Raw genomic sequence first — 13835 nt, 5'->3', positions numbered from 1 at the left:
TGTTGCCTGCCGGGCGAGTGAGAACTCTGCTCGGCGGTGTAATTCAGGCCTCATGTCACCTGCGCTTGTTACAACCGCAAACTCCACCGTTACGTAGCGAAAGCCCCGTAGGACGGCCTCGCGCCCTGGTGAATTGCGTTGGTCAGGGCCGGTCTTTGACCGTGGTTCCGCTGTCCAGGCCGCTTTTGGCGGCGTTCGCGACTATAGCAGCAATGATTAAGTGCTTCAATTCCATAAAAATTGTTATCATCCGCGGCATGACAACTACTGCCCCTTCGACTCCAGGCGTTCAACTGCTTGAAGTCTCGCCGGAGTATGCCGGCCAACGAATCGACAACTTTCTTCTCGCCCGGCTCAAAGGCGTGCCCAAGACCTTGATTTACCGCATTTTGCGCAAAGGCGAAGTGCGCGTGAACAAAGGTCGGATCAAGCCCGAATACAAGCTGCAGGCCGGCGATATCGTGCGCGTGCCGCCGGTTCGCGTGCCTGAGCGCGACGAACCGGTGCCGCTGGCCCAGGGGCTGTTGCAGCGCCTGGAAGCCTCGATCGTCTTTGAAGACAAAGCCCTGATCGTGATCAACAAGCCCGCCGGCATTGCGGTGCATGGCGGCAGCGGGCTGAATTTCGGCGTGATCGAAGCCTTTCGTCAGTTGCGCCCCGACGCCAAGGAGCTGGAGCTGGTTCACCGTCTCGACCGTGACACCTCCGGCCTGCTGATGATCGCCAAAAAACGCAGCATGTTGCGCCATCTGCACGAGCAGCTGCGTGGCGATGGCGTCGACAAGCGCTACATGGCGCTGGTCCGTGGCAACTGGGCAACCTCGATCAAGCAGGTTCGCGCACCGTTGCTCAAGAGCAATCTGCGCTCCGGCGAGCGCATGGTCGAAGTCAATGACGAGGGCAAAGAAGCCCTGACGCTATTCAAGGTGCTGCGCCGCTTCGGCGATTTTGCCACCATGGTCGAGGCGAAACCGGTTACCGGTCGTACCCACCAGATTCGCGTGCACACCTTGCATGCTGGCCATTGCATTGCCGGTGACAGCAAGTATGGCGACGAGGATTTCACCAAGGAAATCCGCGATCTGGGTGGTAAGCGCCTGTTCCTGCACGCCTACATGCTGACCGTGCCGCTGCCCGACGGCGGCAAGCTGAATCTGCAAGCGCCCGTCGATGAAATGTGGGCCAAGACCGTGGAGCGATTGAGTGCGCCCATCTGATTACAAGCTGTTGATTTTCGACTGGGACGGCACCCTTGCCGATTCCATTCATCGGATCGTCGAGGCGATGCACTCGGCGTCCGGGCGTTCCGGTTTCGAGCTGCGCGATGACTTCGCCGTCAAAGGCATCATCGGTCTCGGCTTGCCGGAAGCGATTCGTACGCTGTATCCCGAAATCAGCGATGCAGAAATGCTCGCGTTTCGCGAGTACTACGCCGATCACTACATCGCTGCCGAAGCCGTGCCTTCGCCGCTGTTCGAAGGGGTGGTCGAGTCGATGGCATCGTTTCGCGAGCAGGGTTATCACCTGGCGGTAGCGACCGGCAAGAACCGTCGCGGGCTGGATCGGGTACTCAAGGCCAATGGCTGGGAAGATTATTTCGATATCACCCGCGCTGCCGATGAAACTGCCAGCAAGCCACACCCTCTGATGCTTGAGCAGATTGTCAGCCACTGCGGCGTACGCCCGGAGCAGGCGTTGATGGTCGGTGATTCGTCGTTCGATCTGCTGATGGCGCGCAACGCGGGAATGGATTCGGTGGCGGTCAGTTATGGCGCGCAATCGATCGAGTCCCTGCAACAGTTCGAGCCGCGTCTGTCGATCGACCGTTTTTCTGAATTGCACGCCTGGCTGGGTCAGCGGGCTTAATACGTTTTTGCTGGGGTAGATGGCATGACCGACGAATGGAAAGCACCGGCCAAGGCAAGTGCCGACGACGGTGACGCGAAAAGCTGGAAGCTGTTGGAAAAGACTTTGCTGGCCGGTGTGCAGGAGCAGCGCCGTTCGCGGCGCTGGGGGATTTTCTTCAAGCTGCTGACGTTTGTTTATCTGTTTGTTGCGCTGCTGCTGTTCACGCCGCTGATGGACATGGAAAAAACCGCCACCCGCGGCCCGAACTACACGGCGTTGATCGAGATCGATGGTGTAATCGCCGACAAAGAGCCGGCCAGCGCTGACAATATCGTTGGCAGTCTGCGCGCGGCGTTCGAAGACAAGAAGGTCAAGGGCGTAGTCCTGCGCATCAACAGTCCGGGCGGCAGTCCGGTGCAGTCCGGTTATGTCTATGATGAGATCAAGCGTCTGCGAGCTTTGCACCCGGAGATCAAGCTCTACGCAGTGATTTCCGATCTTGGTGCTTCGGGCGCCTATTACATCGCCAGCGCAGCGGATCAGATCTACGCCGACAAGGCCAGTCTGGTCGGCTCAATCGGCGTGACAGCAGCGGGTTACGGTTTTGTCGGCACCATGGAAAAGCTTGGGGTTGAGCGTCGCACCTACACCTCGGGTGAGCACAAGGCATTCCTTGATCCGTTCCAGCCGCAAAAGCCTGAAGAAACCGCCTTCTGGCAAAGCGTGCTCGACACCACGCACAAGCAGTTCATCAACAGCGTCAAGCAGGGTCGTGGTGATCGCCTGAAGGACAAAGAGCATCCGGAGCTGTTTTCCGGGCTGGTCTGGTCGGGTGAGCAGGCGCTGCCGCTGGGTCTGATCGATGGCTTGGGCAGTGCCAGTTCGGTGGCGCGTGATGTGATTGGCGAGAAGGAGCTGGTGGACTTCACCGTGCAGGAATCGCCGTTCGATCGCTTCTCGAAAAAGCTCGGCGCCAGCGTGGCCGAGCAGTTGGCGATGTGGATGGGTTTTCACGGGCCGTCGTTGCGGTAAGACGGTTCAAGATCGAAAGATCGCAGTCGGCGGCAACTCTTGCACGGATCGGTGTAGGAGCTGCCGAAGGCTGCGATCTTTTGCTTTTAAGGGATTTGCACGCCTTCGACCAACAACATGTCGATCAGGCGAATCAGCGGCAGGCCGATCAGGCTGGTGGCATCCGGGCCTTCGGTCGATTGAAACAGGCTCACGCCCAGTCCTTCGGCCTTGAAGCTGCCGGCGCAGTCGTACGGTTGCTCGATGCGCAGGTAGCGTTCGATGCGCGCCGGATCCAGCTGACGCATGTGCACGGTAAACGGCACGCAGTCGACCTGGCATTGCCCGGTCTGGCTGTTGAGCAGCGCCAGACCGGTCAGGAAGGTCACGCTCGCGCCGCTCGCCGCCATCAATTGCTCGCGAGCCTTCTCGAAGGTGTGCGGCTTGCCGATGATCTGTTCGCCGAGGACGGCGACCTGATCCGAGCCAATGATCAGATGAGCAGGGTGGCTGTCCGCCAGGGCGCGGGCCTTTTCTTCGGCGAGGCGTTTGACCAGGTCGATTGCGGACTCGCCCGGGCAATGGCTTTCGTCGATGTCCGGCGAGCTGCAGACGAACGACAAGTGCAGGCGGGCGAGCAATTCGCGGCGATAAGTCGAGCTTGAAGCGAGTAATAAAGGCAGCATGGACGTCTCCTGAGGCAGGTGCGGATTCTAGCGGAGGCGCGCAAGTGACGGACAGGGCACAATTTCCTTTGACATGGGTGGGTGCATCCCTATAATGCTGCGCCTATGTTGAATGACCCGATTCCACCTCACGTTGACCCGCGCAAATTGGCTGACCGTGGCACCACCCTTCAAGGTGAACTGCTGCTGGCCGATTTGAAGAGACTCTGCGACCCGCTTTCCGACGATGTCGGTACGGTGCAGGCCAAATTCGTTTTTGAACGAGATGAACGTAAGTCTGTGGTCATCCACAGCTTTATCGACACCGAAGTCAAAATGGTTTGCCAGCGTTGTCTTGAGCTGGTCACCCTGCCGATCCACAGCGAATGCAGTTACGCGGTGGTGAAGGAGGGTGCGAATACCCAGTCGTTGCCGAAAGGTTATGACGTGCTGGAACTGGGCGAAGATCCATTGGATCTGCAGTCACTGATCGAGGAGGAGCTTCTGCTCGCCTTGCCCATTGTGCCTGCTCATCATCCGGAAGAATGCCAGCAGCCGGCGGGAGCAGATGAGCCCGAACCGAGCGAGGACGAGGTAACGCGGTCCAACCCGTTCAGTGTATTGGCGCAGTTAAAGCGTGACCCAAACGTTTAGGAGTTAATCAATTATGGCTGTTCAGCAGAACAAAAAATCCCGCTCTGCCCGTGACATGCGCCGTTCGCACGACGCTCTCGAGGCTAGCACCCTGTCTGTAGAAAAAACCACTGGTGAAGTTCACCTGCGTCACCACGTATCGCCAGAAGGCGTATACCGTGGCCGTAAAGTGATCGACAAGGGCGCTGACGAGTAATCACTTGTCTGCTCAAGTCATCGCGATTGACGCAATGGGCGGGGACTTCGGTCCCCGCAGCATTGTTCAGGCCAGTCTCGCTTGCCTGTCTGCTACACCCTCGCTGCACCTGACCCTCGTCGGTCAACCCTCCCTTCTTGAAGAACTGATCCACGGCCAGTCGGCTGCCGATCGCGCGCGCCTGACGATTGTCGCGGCGAGCGAAGTCATCACCATGGACGAAAAACCTGCCCAGGCCCTGCGTGGCAAGCCGGATTCGTCGATGCGTGTGGCCCTCGGACTGCTGCGCGATGGCAAGGTGCAGGCCTGTGTCAGTGCCGGCAATACCGGTGCGTTGATGGCCTTGTCGCGTTTCGTGCTGAAGACATTGCCGGGCATTGATCGGCCGGCCATGGTCGCGGCGATTCCGACGCAGACCGGTTATTGCCAGCTGCTCGATCTGGGCGCCAACGTCGATTGCAGTGCCGAGCACCTGTTGCAGTTCGCGGTGATGGGTTCGGTGGCCGCGCAGACCTTGGGTATCGCCCGTCCGCGTGTGGCACTGCTGAACATCGGCACCGAGGACATCAAGGGCAATCAGCAGGTCAAACTGGCCGCCACGCTGTTGCAGGCTGCGCGCGGGATCAACTACATCGGCTTTATCGAAGGCGATGGCTTGTACCGCGGTGAGGCCGACGTGGTGGTGTGTGACGGCTTCGTCGGCAATATCCTGCTCAAGTCCAGCGAAGGTCTGGCGACGATGATTGCCGCGCGCATCGAGGCGTTGTTCAAGAAAAACTTGGCCTCGCGCGCTGTCGGCGCTCTCGCGCTGCCGTTGATGAAGCGTCTGCAAGCTGATCTGGCCCCGGCGCGACATAATGGCGCAAGCTTTCTCGGCTTGCAGGGCATCGTTGTGAAAAGTCACGGATCGGCAGGGGTGCAGGGCTTTCAGAGTGCCATTCAACGGGCGCTGATCGAGATTCAGGAGAACCTGCCCGAGCGTCTCCACGGTCGTCTGGAGGAACTGTTGTCTTAGGCGTTTTCGTCGGACAATGCTTAAATGTGACCGCCCGGTTCAAAGGGCCATCCAAACTGTCAGTTTCTGGCGTCCCCAACGGGGCGTTATTTTCCGACGACAAGATCATTAGGGGCTTGTTACATGTCTGCTTCCCTCGCATTCGTCTTTCCAGGACAGGGTTCGCAGTCCCTCGGCATGCTGGCCGAGCTGGGCGCGCAACATCCGCTGATCCTCGAAACCTTTCAAGAAGCCTCTGCTGCGCTGGGCTACGACCTGTGGGCACTGACCCAGCAGGGCCCGGAAGAGCTGCTCAATCAAACCGACAAAACCCAACCGGCCATTCTGACCGCTTCGATCGCCCTGTGGCGTCTGTGGCTGGCCGAAGGCGGCGCGCGCCCGGCATTCGTCGCCGGCCATAGCCTGGGTGAATATAGCGCGCTGGTCGCTGCCGGCAGCCTGAGCCTGGCTGACGCGGTCAAGCTCGTCGAGCGCCGTGGCCAGTTGATGCAGGAAGCGGTGCCGGCCGGGCAGGGCGGCATGGCCGCGATCCTCGGCCTGGAAGATGCCGACGTGCTGGCTGCCTGCGCCGAAGCGGCGCAAGGCGAAGTCGTCAGCGCGGTGAACTTCAACTCGCCGGGCCAAGTGGTGATCGCCGGTGCCAAGGCGGCCGTCGAGCGCGCCATCGAGGGTTGCAAGGCCCGTGGTGCCAAGCGCGCCATGCCGTTGCCAGTGAGCGTGCCGTCGCACTGCGAGCTGATGCGTCCGGCTGCCGAGCGCTTCGCCGAATCCATCGCCGCCATCGACTGGCAGGCGCCGCAGATCCCGGTGGTGCAGAACGTCAGCGCACAAGTACCGGCCGATCTGGAAACCCTCAAGCGCGATCTGCTCGAACAGCTCTACAAGCCCGTGCGCTGGGTTGAATCGGTGCAGACTTTGGCCGCCAAGGGCGCGACCAATCTGGTCGAATGCGGCCCGGGCAAAGTCCTCGCGGGCCTGAACAAACGTTGCGCCGAAGGCGTTTCGACTTCCAATCTCAATACCCCAGATGCCTTCGCTGCCGCTCGCGCAGCGCAGGCCTGAATCAGGAGAAACTTGCATGAGTCTGCAAGGTAAAGTTGCACTGGTTACCGGTGCAAGCCGCGGTATCGGCCAGGCCATCGCGCTGGAACTGGGTCGTCAGGGCGCCATCGTTGTCGGCACCGCGACCTCCGCGTCGGGCGCCGAGCGCATTGCCGCGACCCTGAAGGAAAACGGTATCCAGGGCGCCGGTTTCGAACTCAATGTCACCAGCGACGAATCGGTCAGCGCCGTGCTGGCAGGCATTCAGGAGCAGTTCGGTGCGCCGGTGGCGATTCTGGTCAATAATGCCGGCATCACCCGCGATAACCTGATGATGCGCATGAAAGACGACGAGTGGTACGACGTGATCGATACCAACCTGAACAGTCTGTATCGCCTGTCCAAGGGCGTTTTGCGTGGCATGACCAAGGCGCGCTGGGGTCGAATTATCAGTATTGGCTCGGTGGTGGGTGCCATGGGCAACGCCGGCCAAGTAAACTATGCAGCCGCCAAGGCCGGTCTGGAAGGTTTCAGCCGGGCGATGGCGCGTGAAGTCGGTTCGCGTTCGATTACGGTCAACTCGGTAACCCCAGGGTTCATCGACACCGATATGACCCGCGAGCTGCCTGAAGCACAGCGTGAAGCCTTGCAGACGCAGATTCCGCTGGGTCGTCTGGGGCAAGCTCAAGAGATCGCGTCCGTGGTCGCTTTTCTTGCATCCGACGGTGCGGCATACGTTACCGGGGCTACAATCCCGGTGAACGGTGGGATGTACATGTAAGTAAAATGTGACGGATTGCTTCAAAAAAATGTCATACGAGCTGTCTAAAATCCGTTATAAAGCTGCAATCTATTTATAGGCAGAGGGCCGCAGGGTTTGAGGAGTGAAGCTTTCAGTTGAAAAACTGAAAAGGCTTTCTATACACTTACCCACTGGCCAGCTGCCTGAATTTGTCCATTAGGAGTGAAAACAAGGTATGAGCACCATCGAAGAGCGCGTCAAGAAAATCGTTGCCGAGCAACTGGGTGTTAAAGAAGAAGAAGTGGTCAACACCGCTTCCTTCGTAGAAGACCTGGGTGCCGACTCCCTTGACACCGTTGAGCTGGTGATGGCTCTGGAAGAGGAATTCGAGACCGAAATCCCTGACGAAGAAGCTGAAAAGATCACTACTGTACAAGCTGCAATCGACTACGTTACCAGCCACCAGGCGTAACAGTTTGTAATCGTTGCTTGCTGTCATGGAAAAACCGCACTGCCATCATGGCGTGCGGTTTTTTCTTTAGGCCTGATGCAAAGTCGTCATTTGAAAAAGGAGAGTGCTGTGTCGCGTAGACGCGTCGTAGTCACCGGTATGGGTATGTTGTCGCCACTGGGCACGGATGTGCCGAGCAGTTGGCAGGGCATTCTGGCTGGCCGCAGTGGCATTGGTCTGATCGAACACACCGACCTTTCTGCCTATTCGACCCGCTTCGGTGGTTCGGTCAAAGGCTTCAATGTCGAGGAATACCTGTCGGTCAAGGAAGCGCGCAAGCTCGACCTGTTCATTCAGTACGGCCTCGCCGCAGGCTTTCAAGCCGTGCGCAACGCCGGTCTGGAAGTCACCGATGCCAACCGTGAACGCATTGGCGTGGCCATGGGTTCGGGGATTGGCGGTCTGACCAACATCGAAGAAACCAGCCGCACCCTGCACGAGACCGGTCCACGACGGATCTCGCCGTTCTTTGTGCCTGGCTCGATCATCAATATGATTTCCGGTTTCCTGTCGATCCACCTGGGTGCACAGGGGCCTAACTACGCCATCGCCACCGCGTGCACCACCGGTACGCACTGCATCGGCATGGCGGCGCGCAACATCATGTACGACGAAGCCGACGTGATGATTGCCGGCGGTGCGGAAATGGCCGCCTGCGGTCTGGGCATGGGCGGCTTCGGCGCGTCCCGTGCGCTGTCGACCCGCAATGACGAGCCGACCCGCGCCAGCCGTCCATGGGACAAGGGCCGTGACGGTTTCGTCCTGTCCGACGGTGCTGGCGCTCTGGTTCTTGAAGAACTGGAACACGCCAAGGCCCGTGGCGCTACGATCTACGCCGAGCTGATCGGTTTCGGCACCAGCGGCGATGCGTTCCACATGACCTCGCCACCCGCCGACGGCGCCGGTGCCGCGCGCTGCATCACCAATGCCCTGCGCGACGCGAAGATCAATGTCGATCAAGTGCAGTACATCAACGCCCACGGCACCTCGACCCCGGCCGGCGACCTTGCCGAAGCCAACGCGATCAAGTCGGTGTTCGGCGATCACGCCTACAAGCTGGCGGTCAGCTCGACCAAGTCGATGACTGGTCACCTGTTGGGTGCGGCGGGCGCGGTCGAGGCGATCTTCAGCGTGCTGGCAATCAACAGCCAAGTGGCGCCGCCGACCATCAACCTCGATGAGCCCGACGAAGGCTGCGATCTCGATTTCGTCGCGCACACCGCGCGTAACATGGACATCGATGTCGTACTGTCCAACTCCTTCGGTTTTGGCGGCACCAACGGCACGCTGGCGTTCCGTCGGTTCGCCGGCTGATGGACAGCTGGGTCGACGGTCAACCGGCTGACGTGCTGTCGCTGAAAGATCGCGGCCTGGCTTACGGCGATGGTCTGTTCGAGACCATTGCCGTGCGCAGTGGACAGCCGGTCCTGCTGGATCGACACCTGACGCGTCTGGCTGATGGCTGCGCGCGTCTGGCCATTGCGACCGATCTCGAGCTGGTTCGCCATGAGCTGCTCAGCTATGCCGCTGCGATGGGCGAGGGCGTGCTCAAGCTCATCCTCACGCGTAGCGACGGCTTGCGCGGTTATGCGCCCGATCCTGCGGCGCAGGGCCGACGCATTCTGCAAGGCAATCCGCCGGCGGCTTATCCTGCTGCCCATGCCGAGCACGGCATCCGCCTGTTTCCCTGCAACACGCGTTTATCTACGCAGCCGTTGTTGGCCGGGCTCAAACATCTGAATCGACTGGAACAGGTGCTCGCCCGCGCCGAATGGCAGGACAGCGAGCATGCCGAAGGCTTGATGCTTGATCAGGCCGGGCGCGTCGTCGAAGGTGTGTACAGCAATATTTTCCTGGTGCGCGACGGTGGCTTGATCACGCCCGACTTGAAGCGCTGCGGCGTCGCTGGGGTGATGCGCGCGGAAATTTTGTTTCAGGCCGAGTCACTGGCTATCTCCACGCAAATCGCCGATATCAGCCTCGAACAGCTGCAATGGGTTGATGAAGTGTTTGTCTGCAACAGCGTTTATGGCGTCTGGCCGGTACGCGCCTGTGCTGCACTGAGCTGGCCGGTTGGCCCGCTCACCCGTAAACTGCAAACCATTGCCCGCGCGCTACTGGATGCTTGATTCGTGAGACGTAAACTTTTGCTGCTGCTGGAAACCGGACTGGTTCTGGCAGGGCTGCTGTTGGGCGCCAGCGCCTGGAAAATTCATTCGGCGCTGGAACAGCCCCTGAACATCCCGCAGGAACAACTGCTGGATGTGCCGAAAGGCTCTACACCGACCCGTACCTTCCTTGAACTCGAAACCGATGGCGTCATCAAGGACGCGTTCTGGCTGCGCGTCTACTGGCGCTTCAATCTTGCCGGCACGCCGATTCACAGCGGCGAGTACCGCATGCAGCCGGGCATGACCGTCAACGGTCTGATCGATTCGTGGAAGCGCGGCGACGTGGTTCAGTACAGCCTGACCCTGGTCGAAGGCTGGACTTTCCATCAAGTGCGCGCCGCCCTGGCCAAGGACGACAAGCTCGAGCAGACCCTCACCGGCCTGAGCGACAGCGACGTCATGGCGAAGATCGGCCACAAAGGCTTGTTCCCGGAAGGCCGGTTTTTCCCGGATACCTATCGCTTCGTGCGCGGCATGTCCGATGCCGAGCTGTTGAAAAAAGCCTTTGATCGTCTCGATGAGGTGCTCGCCAAAGAGTGGGCGCAGCGTTCTGCCGACGTGCCTTACAGCGAACCTTATCAAGCGCTGATCATGGCCTCGCTGGTCGAGAAAGAGACCGGCGTTCCGCAGGAGCGCGGGCAGATTGCCGGCGTCTTTGTACGGCGCATGGCGCTGGGCATGCAGTTGCAGACCGATCCGACGGTGATTTATGGCCTCGGTGATCGCTACACCGGCAAACTGACCCGCGCACATTTGAAAGAGCCGACGCCTTACAACACCTACGTGATTCCAGGCTTGCCGCCGACGCCGATTGCGATGGTCGGGCGCGAAGCGATTCATGCTGCGCTCAACCCGGTGGAGGGCAGCAGCCTGTATTTCGTCGCCCGTGGCGATGGCAGCCATGTGTTCTCCGATGATCTGGATGCGCACAACAACGCAGTGCGCGAATACCAGCTCAAGCGCCGTGCCGATTACCGTTCCAGCCCGGCACCAGTAACCGCGCCGGCCACCGATGAGGCCATTCCGGCGGCCTCGCCGAACACCGCGCCCGAGGTGCTGCCCGAAGTGCCATCGAAAGCGCCGCCGCAAGATCCGGCGCCAGCCCAAGAACCGGACGCCGCTGCACCACAGAACGCGCAATGACTTTGATGAAGGACTGCCTGTGACTGGCTTGTTTATTACCCTGGAAGGCCCGGAAGGCGCGGGCAAGAGCACCAATCGCGAATACCTCGCCGAGCGCCTGCGCGCCGCCGGTATCGAAGTGCTGCTCACCCGTGAGCCTGGCGGTACGCCGCTGGCCGAGCGGATTCGTGACGTTCTGCTGACCCCGGCCGACGAAGTGATGCATCCGGACGCCGAGCTGTTGCTGGTGTTCGCCGCGCGCGCCCAGCACCTGGCCGAGGTGATTCGCCCTGCGCTGGCCCGTGGCGCTGTGGTGCTGTGTGATCGTTTCACCGACTCGACATACGCCTATCAGGGCGGCGGTCGTGGTTTGTCGCTGGAACGCATCGCCACCCTGGAAACTTTCGTGCAGGGCGACTTGCGGCCCGATCTGACACTTATTTTCGATCTGCCCGTAGAGATCGGTCTGGCCCGCGCCAGTGCCCGTGGTCGCCTGGACCGTTTCGAACTCGAAGGCCGGGCATTTTTCGAGAACGTGCGCAATGCGTTCCTGAAGCGCGCCGAAGCCGACCCATCGCGTTACGTGCGCATCGATGCCGGTCAGCCACTGGCCAAGGTCCAGCAATCGCTGGACACCTTGCTGCCGAATCTGCTGGAGCTGGCTCGTGGCTGAGGCCTATCCATGGCAGGACAGCCTCTGGCAGCAACTGGCCGGACGCAGTCAGCATGCCCACGCGTACCTGCTGCACGGTCCCGCCGGTATCGGCAAACGTGCTCTGGCCGAACGCCTGATGGCCAGCCTGCTGTGTCAGCGTCCTACGCCTGAGGCGTGCGGCGAGTGCAAATCCTGCTTGCTGCTCAAGGCCGGCAGTCATCCGGACAATTACATTCTGGAACCGGAAGAGGCGGACAAGGCGATCAAGGTCGATCAGGTTCGTGATCTGGTCAGTTTCGTCGTGCAGACTGCGCAGCTCGGCGGGCGCAAAGTGGTGTTGATCGAGCCGGTCGAGTCGATGAACATCAACGCTGCCAACGCCTTGCTCAAAAGCCTTGAAGAACCGTCCGGCGATACCGTGCTGCTATTGGTCAGCCACCAGCCAAGCCGTTTATTGCCAACAATCAAGAGCCGTTGCGTGCAGCAGGCCTGCCCGCTGCCTGGCGAGGCGATGAGCCTGCAATGGCTGGCCCAGGCGCTGCCGGATTGCGCGGAAGACGAACGCGTCGAACTGCTGACGCTGGCCGCCGGCTCGCCGCTGATGGCGGTCAGCCTGCAAGCCCAGGGTGTGCGTGAACAACGTGCACAAGTGGTCGAAGGCGTGAAGAAGTTGCTCAAGGGCCAGCAATCGCCGACGCAACTGGCGGAAGAGTGGAAAAGCATTCCGATGTTGCGTCTGTTCGACTGGTTCTGCGACTGGTCGAGCCTGATCCTGCGCTATCAACTGACTCAGGACGAAGGCGGCCTCGGCCTGGCCGATATGCGCAAGGTCGTGCAGTACCTGGCCCAAAAGAGCGCGCAGGGCAAAGTGCTGGATATTCAGGACTGGATTCTCGCCCAACGGCAGAAAGTGTTGAGCAAGGCCAACCTCAATCCGGCCCTGTTGCTGGAAGCATTGTTGGTGCAATGGGTGGGATTGCCTGGTCAAAGATAAGAATGTGTACCTAGACTCTGAAGATCAGCAGTGGAGGTGAACATGATTGAACCTGTCAGCCCGGGGCCGCGTAACGGCATCTTGTCCCTGACCATCAAGGACAAGTCGGTGCTATACGCCGCCTACATGCCGTTCATCAAGAATGGTGGCCTGTTCATCCCGACCAACAAAAGCTACCGGTTGGGCGACGAGGTGTTCATGCTGTTGCACCTGATGGACGAAGCGGAAAAAATCCCCGTCGCCGGCAAAGTCGCCTGGATCACCCCCAAAGGCGCACAAGGCAATCGCGCCGCCGGTGTCGGCGTGCAGTTCAATGACGGCGACGACACTGCGCGCAGTCGCATCGAAACTCATCTGGCCGGAGCGCTGAAATCCGACCGTCCCACTCATACGATGTAAGTTGCAGTCCTTTTTATGCTCGTAGATTCCCATTGTCACCTTGATCGTCTCGACCTCGCCGCCCATGACGGCTCGCTGGATGCCGCACTCGCTGCGGCCCGCGAGCGTGGGGTCGGACATTTTCTGTGCATCGGCGTCAGCGCCGACAACGCCGCCGACGTCAAAGCCCTCGCCGAGCGTTATGACGACGTCGATTGCTCGGTCGGCGTGCATCCGCTGGATGTGCAGCCGGGCGCGGCACCTGCGCTGGACTGGCTGCTGCACGAACTCAATCACCCGAAAGTGGTGGCGATCGGCGAAACCGGTCTCGACTATCACTACGAGCCCGAAGCTGCCGAGTTGCAGCAGGAGTCGTTTCGCCTGCACCTGCAAGCGGCGCAGCAGACCGGCAAACCGGTGATCATCCACACCCGTGGCGCCCGTGCCGACACCCTGGAACTGCTGCGCGAAGCGGCGTTGCCTCAGGCCGGTGTGTTGCATTGCTTCACCGAAGACTGGGACATGGCCAAAGCGGCACTGGACATGGGCTACTACATTTCCCTGTCGGGCATCGTCACGTTCCGCAATGCCGACGCCTTGCGTGATGTGGCGAGCAAAGTGCCGGCCGATCGCCTGCTGGTGGAAACAGACTCGCCGTACCTGGCGCCGATCCCGTATCGCGGCAAGCCGAACCTCCCGCAGTACGTGCGCGAAGTGGCGGAGTTTCTGGCGATGTTGCGTGGTGAGAACTACGAGCGCTTTGCCGAGCAGACCACAGAGAACTTCAAGCGTCTGTTCCCGCTGGCGAGTGTTAAATCTGCCCTGTGACGGC

The 13835-nt window shown here is 60.3% G+C and carries 17 protein-coding genes; 16 read left to right on the top strand and 1 reads right to left on the bottom strand.

Annotation, left to right across the window (positions count from 1 at the left end; genetic code table 11):
- The first annotated feature begins 257 nt into the window (after positions 1 to 257).
- Genes rluC through sppA form a run of 3 tightly spaced genes read left to right on the top strand, consistent with a single transcriptional unit; the run spans position 258 to position 2880 of the window.
- Positions 258 to 1217, top strand: a complete 960-nt coding sequence (rluC, locus tag V8J63_RS09930) for a 23S rRNA pseudouridine(955/2504/2580) synthase RluC (RefSeq protein ID WP_016770994.1) — start codon at positions 258 to 260, stop codon at positions 1215 to 1217.
- The gene (locus V8J63_RS09925; protein WP_016770993.1) at positions 1204 to 1866 is read left to right on the top strand and encodes an HAD-IA family hydrolase; all 663 of its coding nucleotides are present in this window, start codon (positions 1204 to 1206) and stop codon (positions 1864 to 1866) included. The genes rluC and V8J63_RS09925 overlap by 14 nt, the downstream gene beginning before the upstream one ends.
- A gap of 24 nt (positions 1867 to 1890) precedes the next feature.
- Positions 1891 to 2880: a signal peptide peptidase SppA gene (sppA, locus tag V8J63_RS09920; protein WP_151551091.1), complete on the top strand. Its 990-nt coding sequence runs from the start codon at positions 1891 to 1893 to the stop codon at positions 2878 to 2880.
- Positions 2881 to 2966: 86 nt separating this feature from the next.
- On the opposite strand, the gene V8J63_RS09915 is transcribed toward sppA, so the two are convergent.
- A complete protein-coding gene (locus V8J63_RS09915; protein ID WP_336463954.1) occupies positions 2967 to 3545 on the bottom strand; it encodes a Maf family protein in 579 nt (192 codons plus the stop codon).
- A 105-nt stretch (positions 3546 to 3650) separates the two neighbouring features.
- On the opposite strand from V8J63_RS09915, the gene V8J63_RS09910 reads away from it, so the two are divergent.
- The 13 genes from V8J63_RS09910 to V8J63_RS09850 all read left to right on the top strand — a co-directional run bounded on the left by V8J63_RS09910 (position 3651) and on the right by V8J63_RS09850 (position 13831).
- The gene (locus tag V8J63_RS09910; protein WP_003204262.1) at positions 3651 to 4178 is read left to right on the top strand and encodes a YceD family protein; all 528 of its coding nucleotides are present in this window, start codon (positions 3651 to 3653) and stop codon (positions 4176 to 4178) included.
- A gap of 13 nt (positions 4179 to 4191) precedes the next feature.
- Positions 4192 to 4374 (top strand): 50S ribosomal protein L32, encoded by a 183-nt coding sequence (gene rpmF / locus V8J63_RS09905; protein ID WP_003179396.1) that lies wholly within the window; start codon positions 4192 to 4194, stop codon positions 4372 to 4374.
- A 4-nt stretch (positions 4375 to 4378) separates the two neighbouring features.
- Complete coding sequence (plsX, locus tag V8J63_RS09900; protein WP_336463952.1) at positions 4379 to 5389, top strand: phosphate acyltransferase PlsX; 1011 nt, start codon at positions 4379 to 4381, stop codon at positions 5387 to 5389.
- 123 nt (positions 5390 to 5512) lie between these two features.
- The gene (gene fabD, locus V8J63_RS09895; protein WP_024013921.1) at positions 5513 to 6451 is read left to right on the top strand and encodes an ACP S-malonyltransferase; all 939 of its coding nucleotides are present in this window, start codon (positions 5513 to 5515) and stop codon (positions 6449 to 6451) included.
- Positions 6452 to 6467: 16 nt separating this feature from the next.
- On the top strand, positions 6468 to 7211 hold the full coding sequence (fabG, locus tag V8J63_RS09890) for a 3-oxoacyl-ACP reductase FabG (RefSeq protein ID WP_016770989.1): 744 nt from the start codon (positions 6468 to 6470) through the stop codon (positions 7209 to 7211).
- Positions 7212 to 7407: 196 nt separating this feature from the next.
- Positions 7408 to 7644, top strand: coding sequence for an acyl carrier protein (gene acpP / locus V8J63_RS09885; RefSeq protein ID WP_003175607.1), 237 nt, complete (start codon positions 7408 to 7410; stop codon positions 7642 to 7644).
- 108 nt (positions 7645 to 7752) lie between these two features.
- Positions 7753 to 8997, top strand: a complete 1245-nt coding sequence (gene fabF, locus V8J63_RS09880) for a beta-ketoacyl-ACP synthase II (RefSeq protein ID WP_038860467.1) — start codon at positions 7753 to 7755, stop codon at positions 8995 to 8997.
- Complete coding sequence (gene pabC, locus V8J63_RS09875) at positions 8997 to 9812, top strand: aminodeoxychorismate lyase (RefSeq protein WP_336463951.1); 816 nt, start codon at positions 8997 to 8999, stop codon at positions 9810 to 9812. Before fabF ends, pabC begins: the two co-directional genes overlap by 1 nt.
- 3 nt (positions 9813 to 9815) lie before the next feature.
- On the top strand, positions 9816 to 10997 hold the full coding sequence (gene mltG / locus V8J63_RS09870; protein ID WP_016770986.1) for an endolytic transglycosylase MltG: 1182 nt from the start codon (positions 9816 to 9818) through the stop codon (positions 10995 to 10997).
- A 19-nt stretch (positions 10998 to 11016) separates the two neighbouring features.
- A complete protein-coding gene (gene tmk / locus V8J63_RS09865) occupies positions 11017 to 11649 on the top strand; it encodes a dTMP kinase (RefSeq protein ID WP_016770985.1) in 633 nt (210 codons plus the stop codon).
- Positions 11642 to 12625: a DNA polymerase III subunit delta' gene (locus V8J63_RS09860; protein WP_130888452.1), complete on the top strand. Its 984-nt coding sequence runs from the start codon at positions 11642 to 11644 to the stop codon at positions 12623 to 12625. Before tmk ends, V8J63_RS09860 begins: the two co-directional genes overlap by 8 nt.
- A gap of 42 nt (positions 12626 to 12667) precedes the next feature.
- The gene (locus V8J63_RS09855; protein ID WP_016770983.1) at positions 12668 to 13024 is read left to right on the top strand and encodes a PilZ domain-containing protein; all 357 of its coding nucleotides are present in this window, start codon (positions 12668 to 12670) and stop codon (positions 13022 to 13024) included.
- Between the two features lie 15 nt (positions 13025 to 13039).
- Positions 13040 to 13831 (top strand): TatD family hydrolase, encoded by a 792-nt coding sequence (locus V8J63_RS09850; RefSeq protein ID WP_101156243.1) that lies wholly within the window; start codon positions 13040 to 13042, stop codon positions 13829 to 13831.
- Positions 13832 to 13835 lie beyond the last annotated feature (4 nt).

Origin of the sequence: Pseudomonas sp. CCNWLW23 (assembly GCF_037095675.1) — a bacterium.
In the GTDB taxonomy this organism is placed as follows: Bacteria; Pseudomonadota; Gammaproteobacteria; order Pseudomonadales; family Pseudomonadaceae; genus Aquipseudomonas; species Aquipseudomonas atacamensis.
This window is presented reverse-complemented; position numbering and strand designations above follow the sequence as displayed.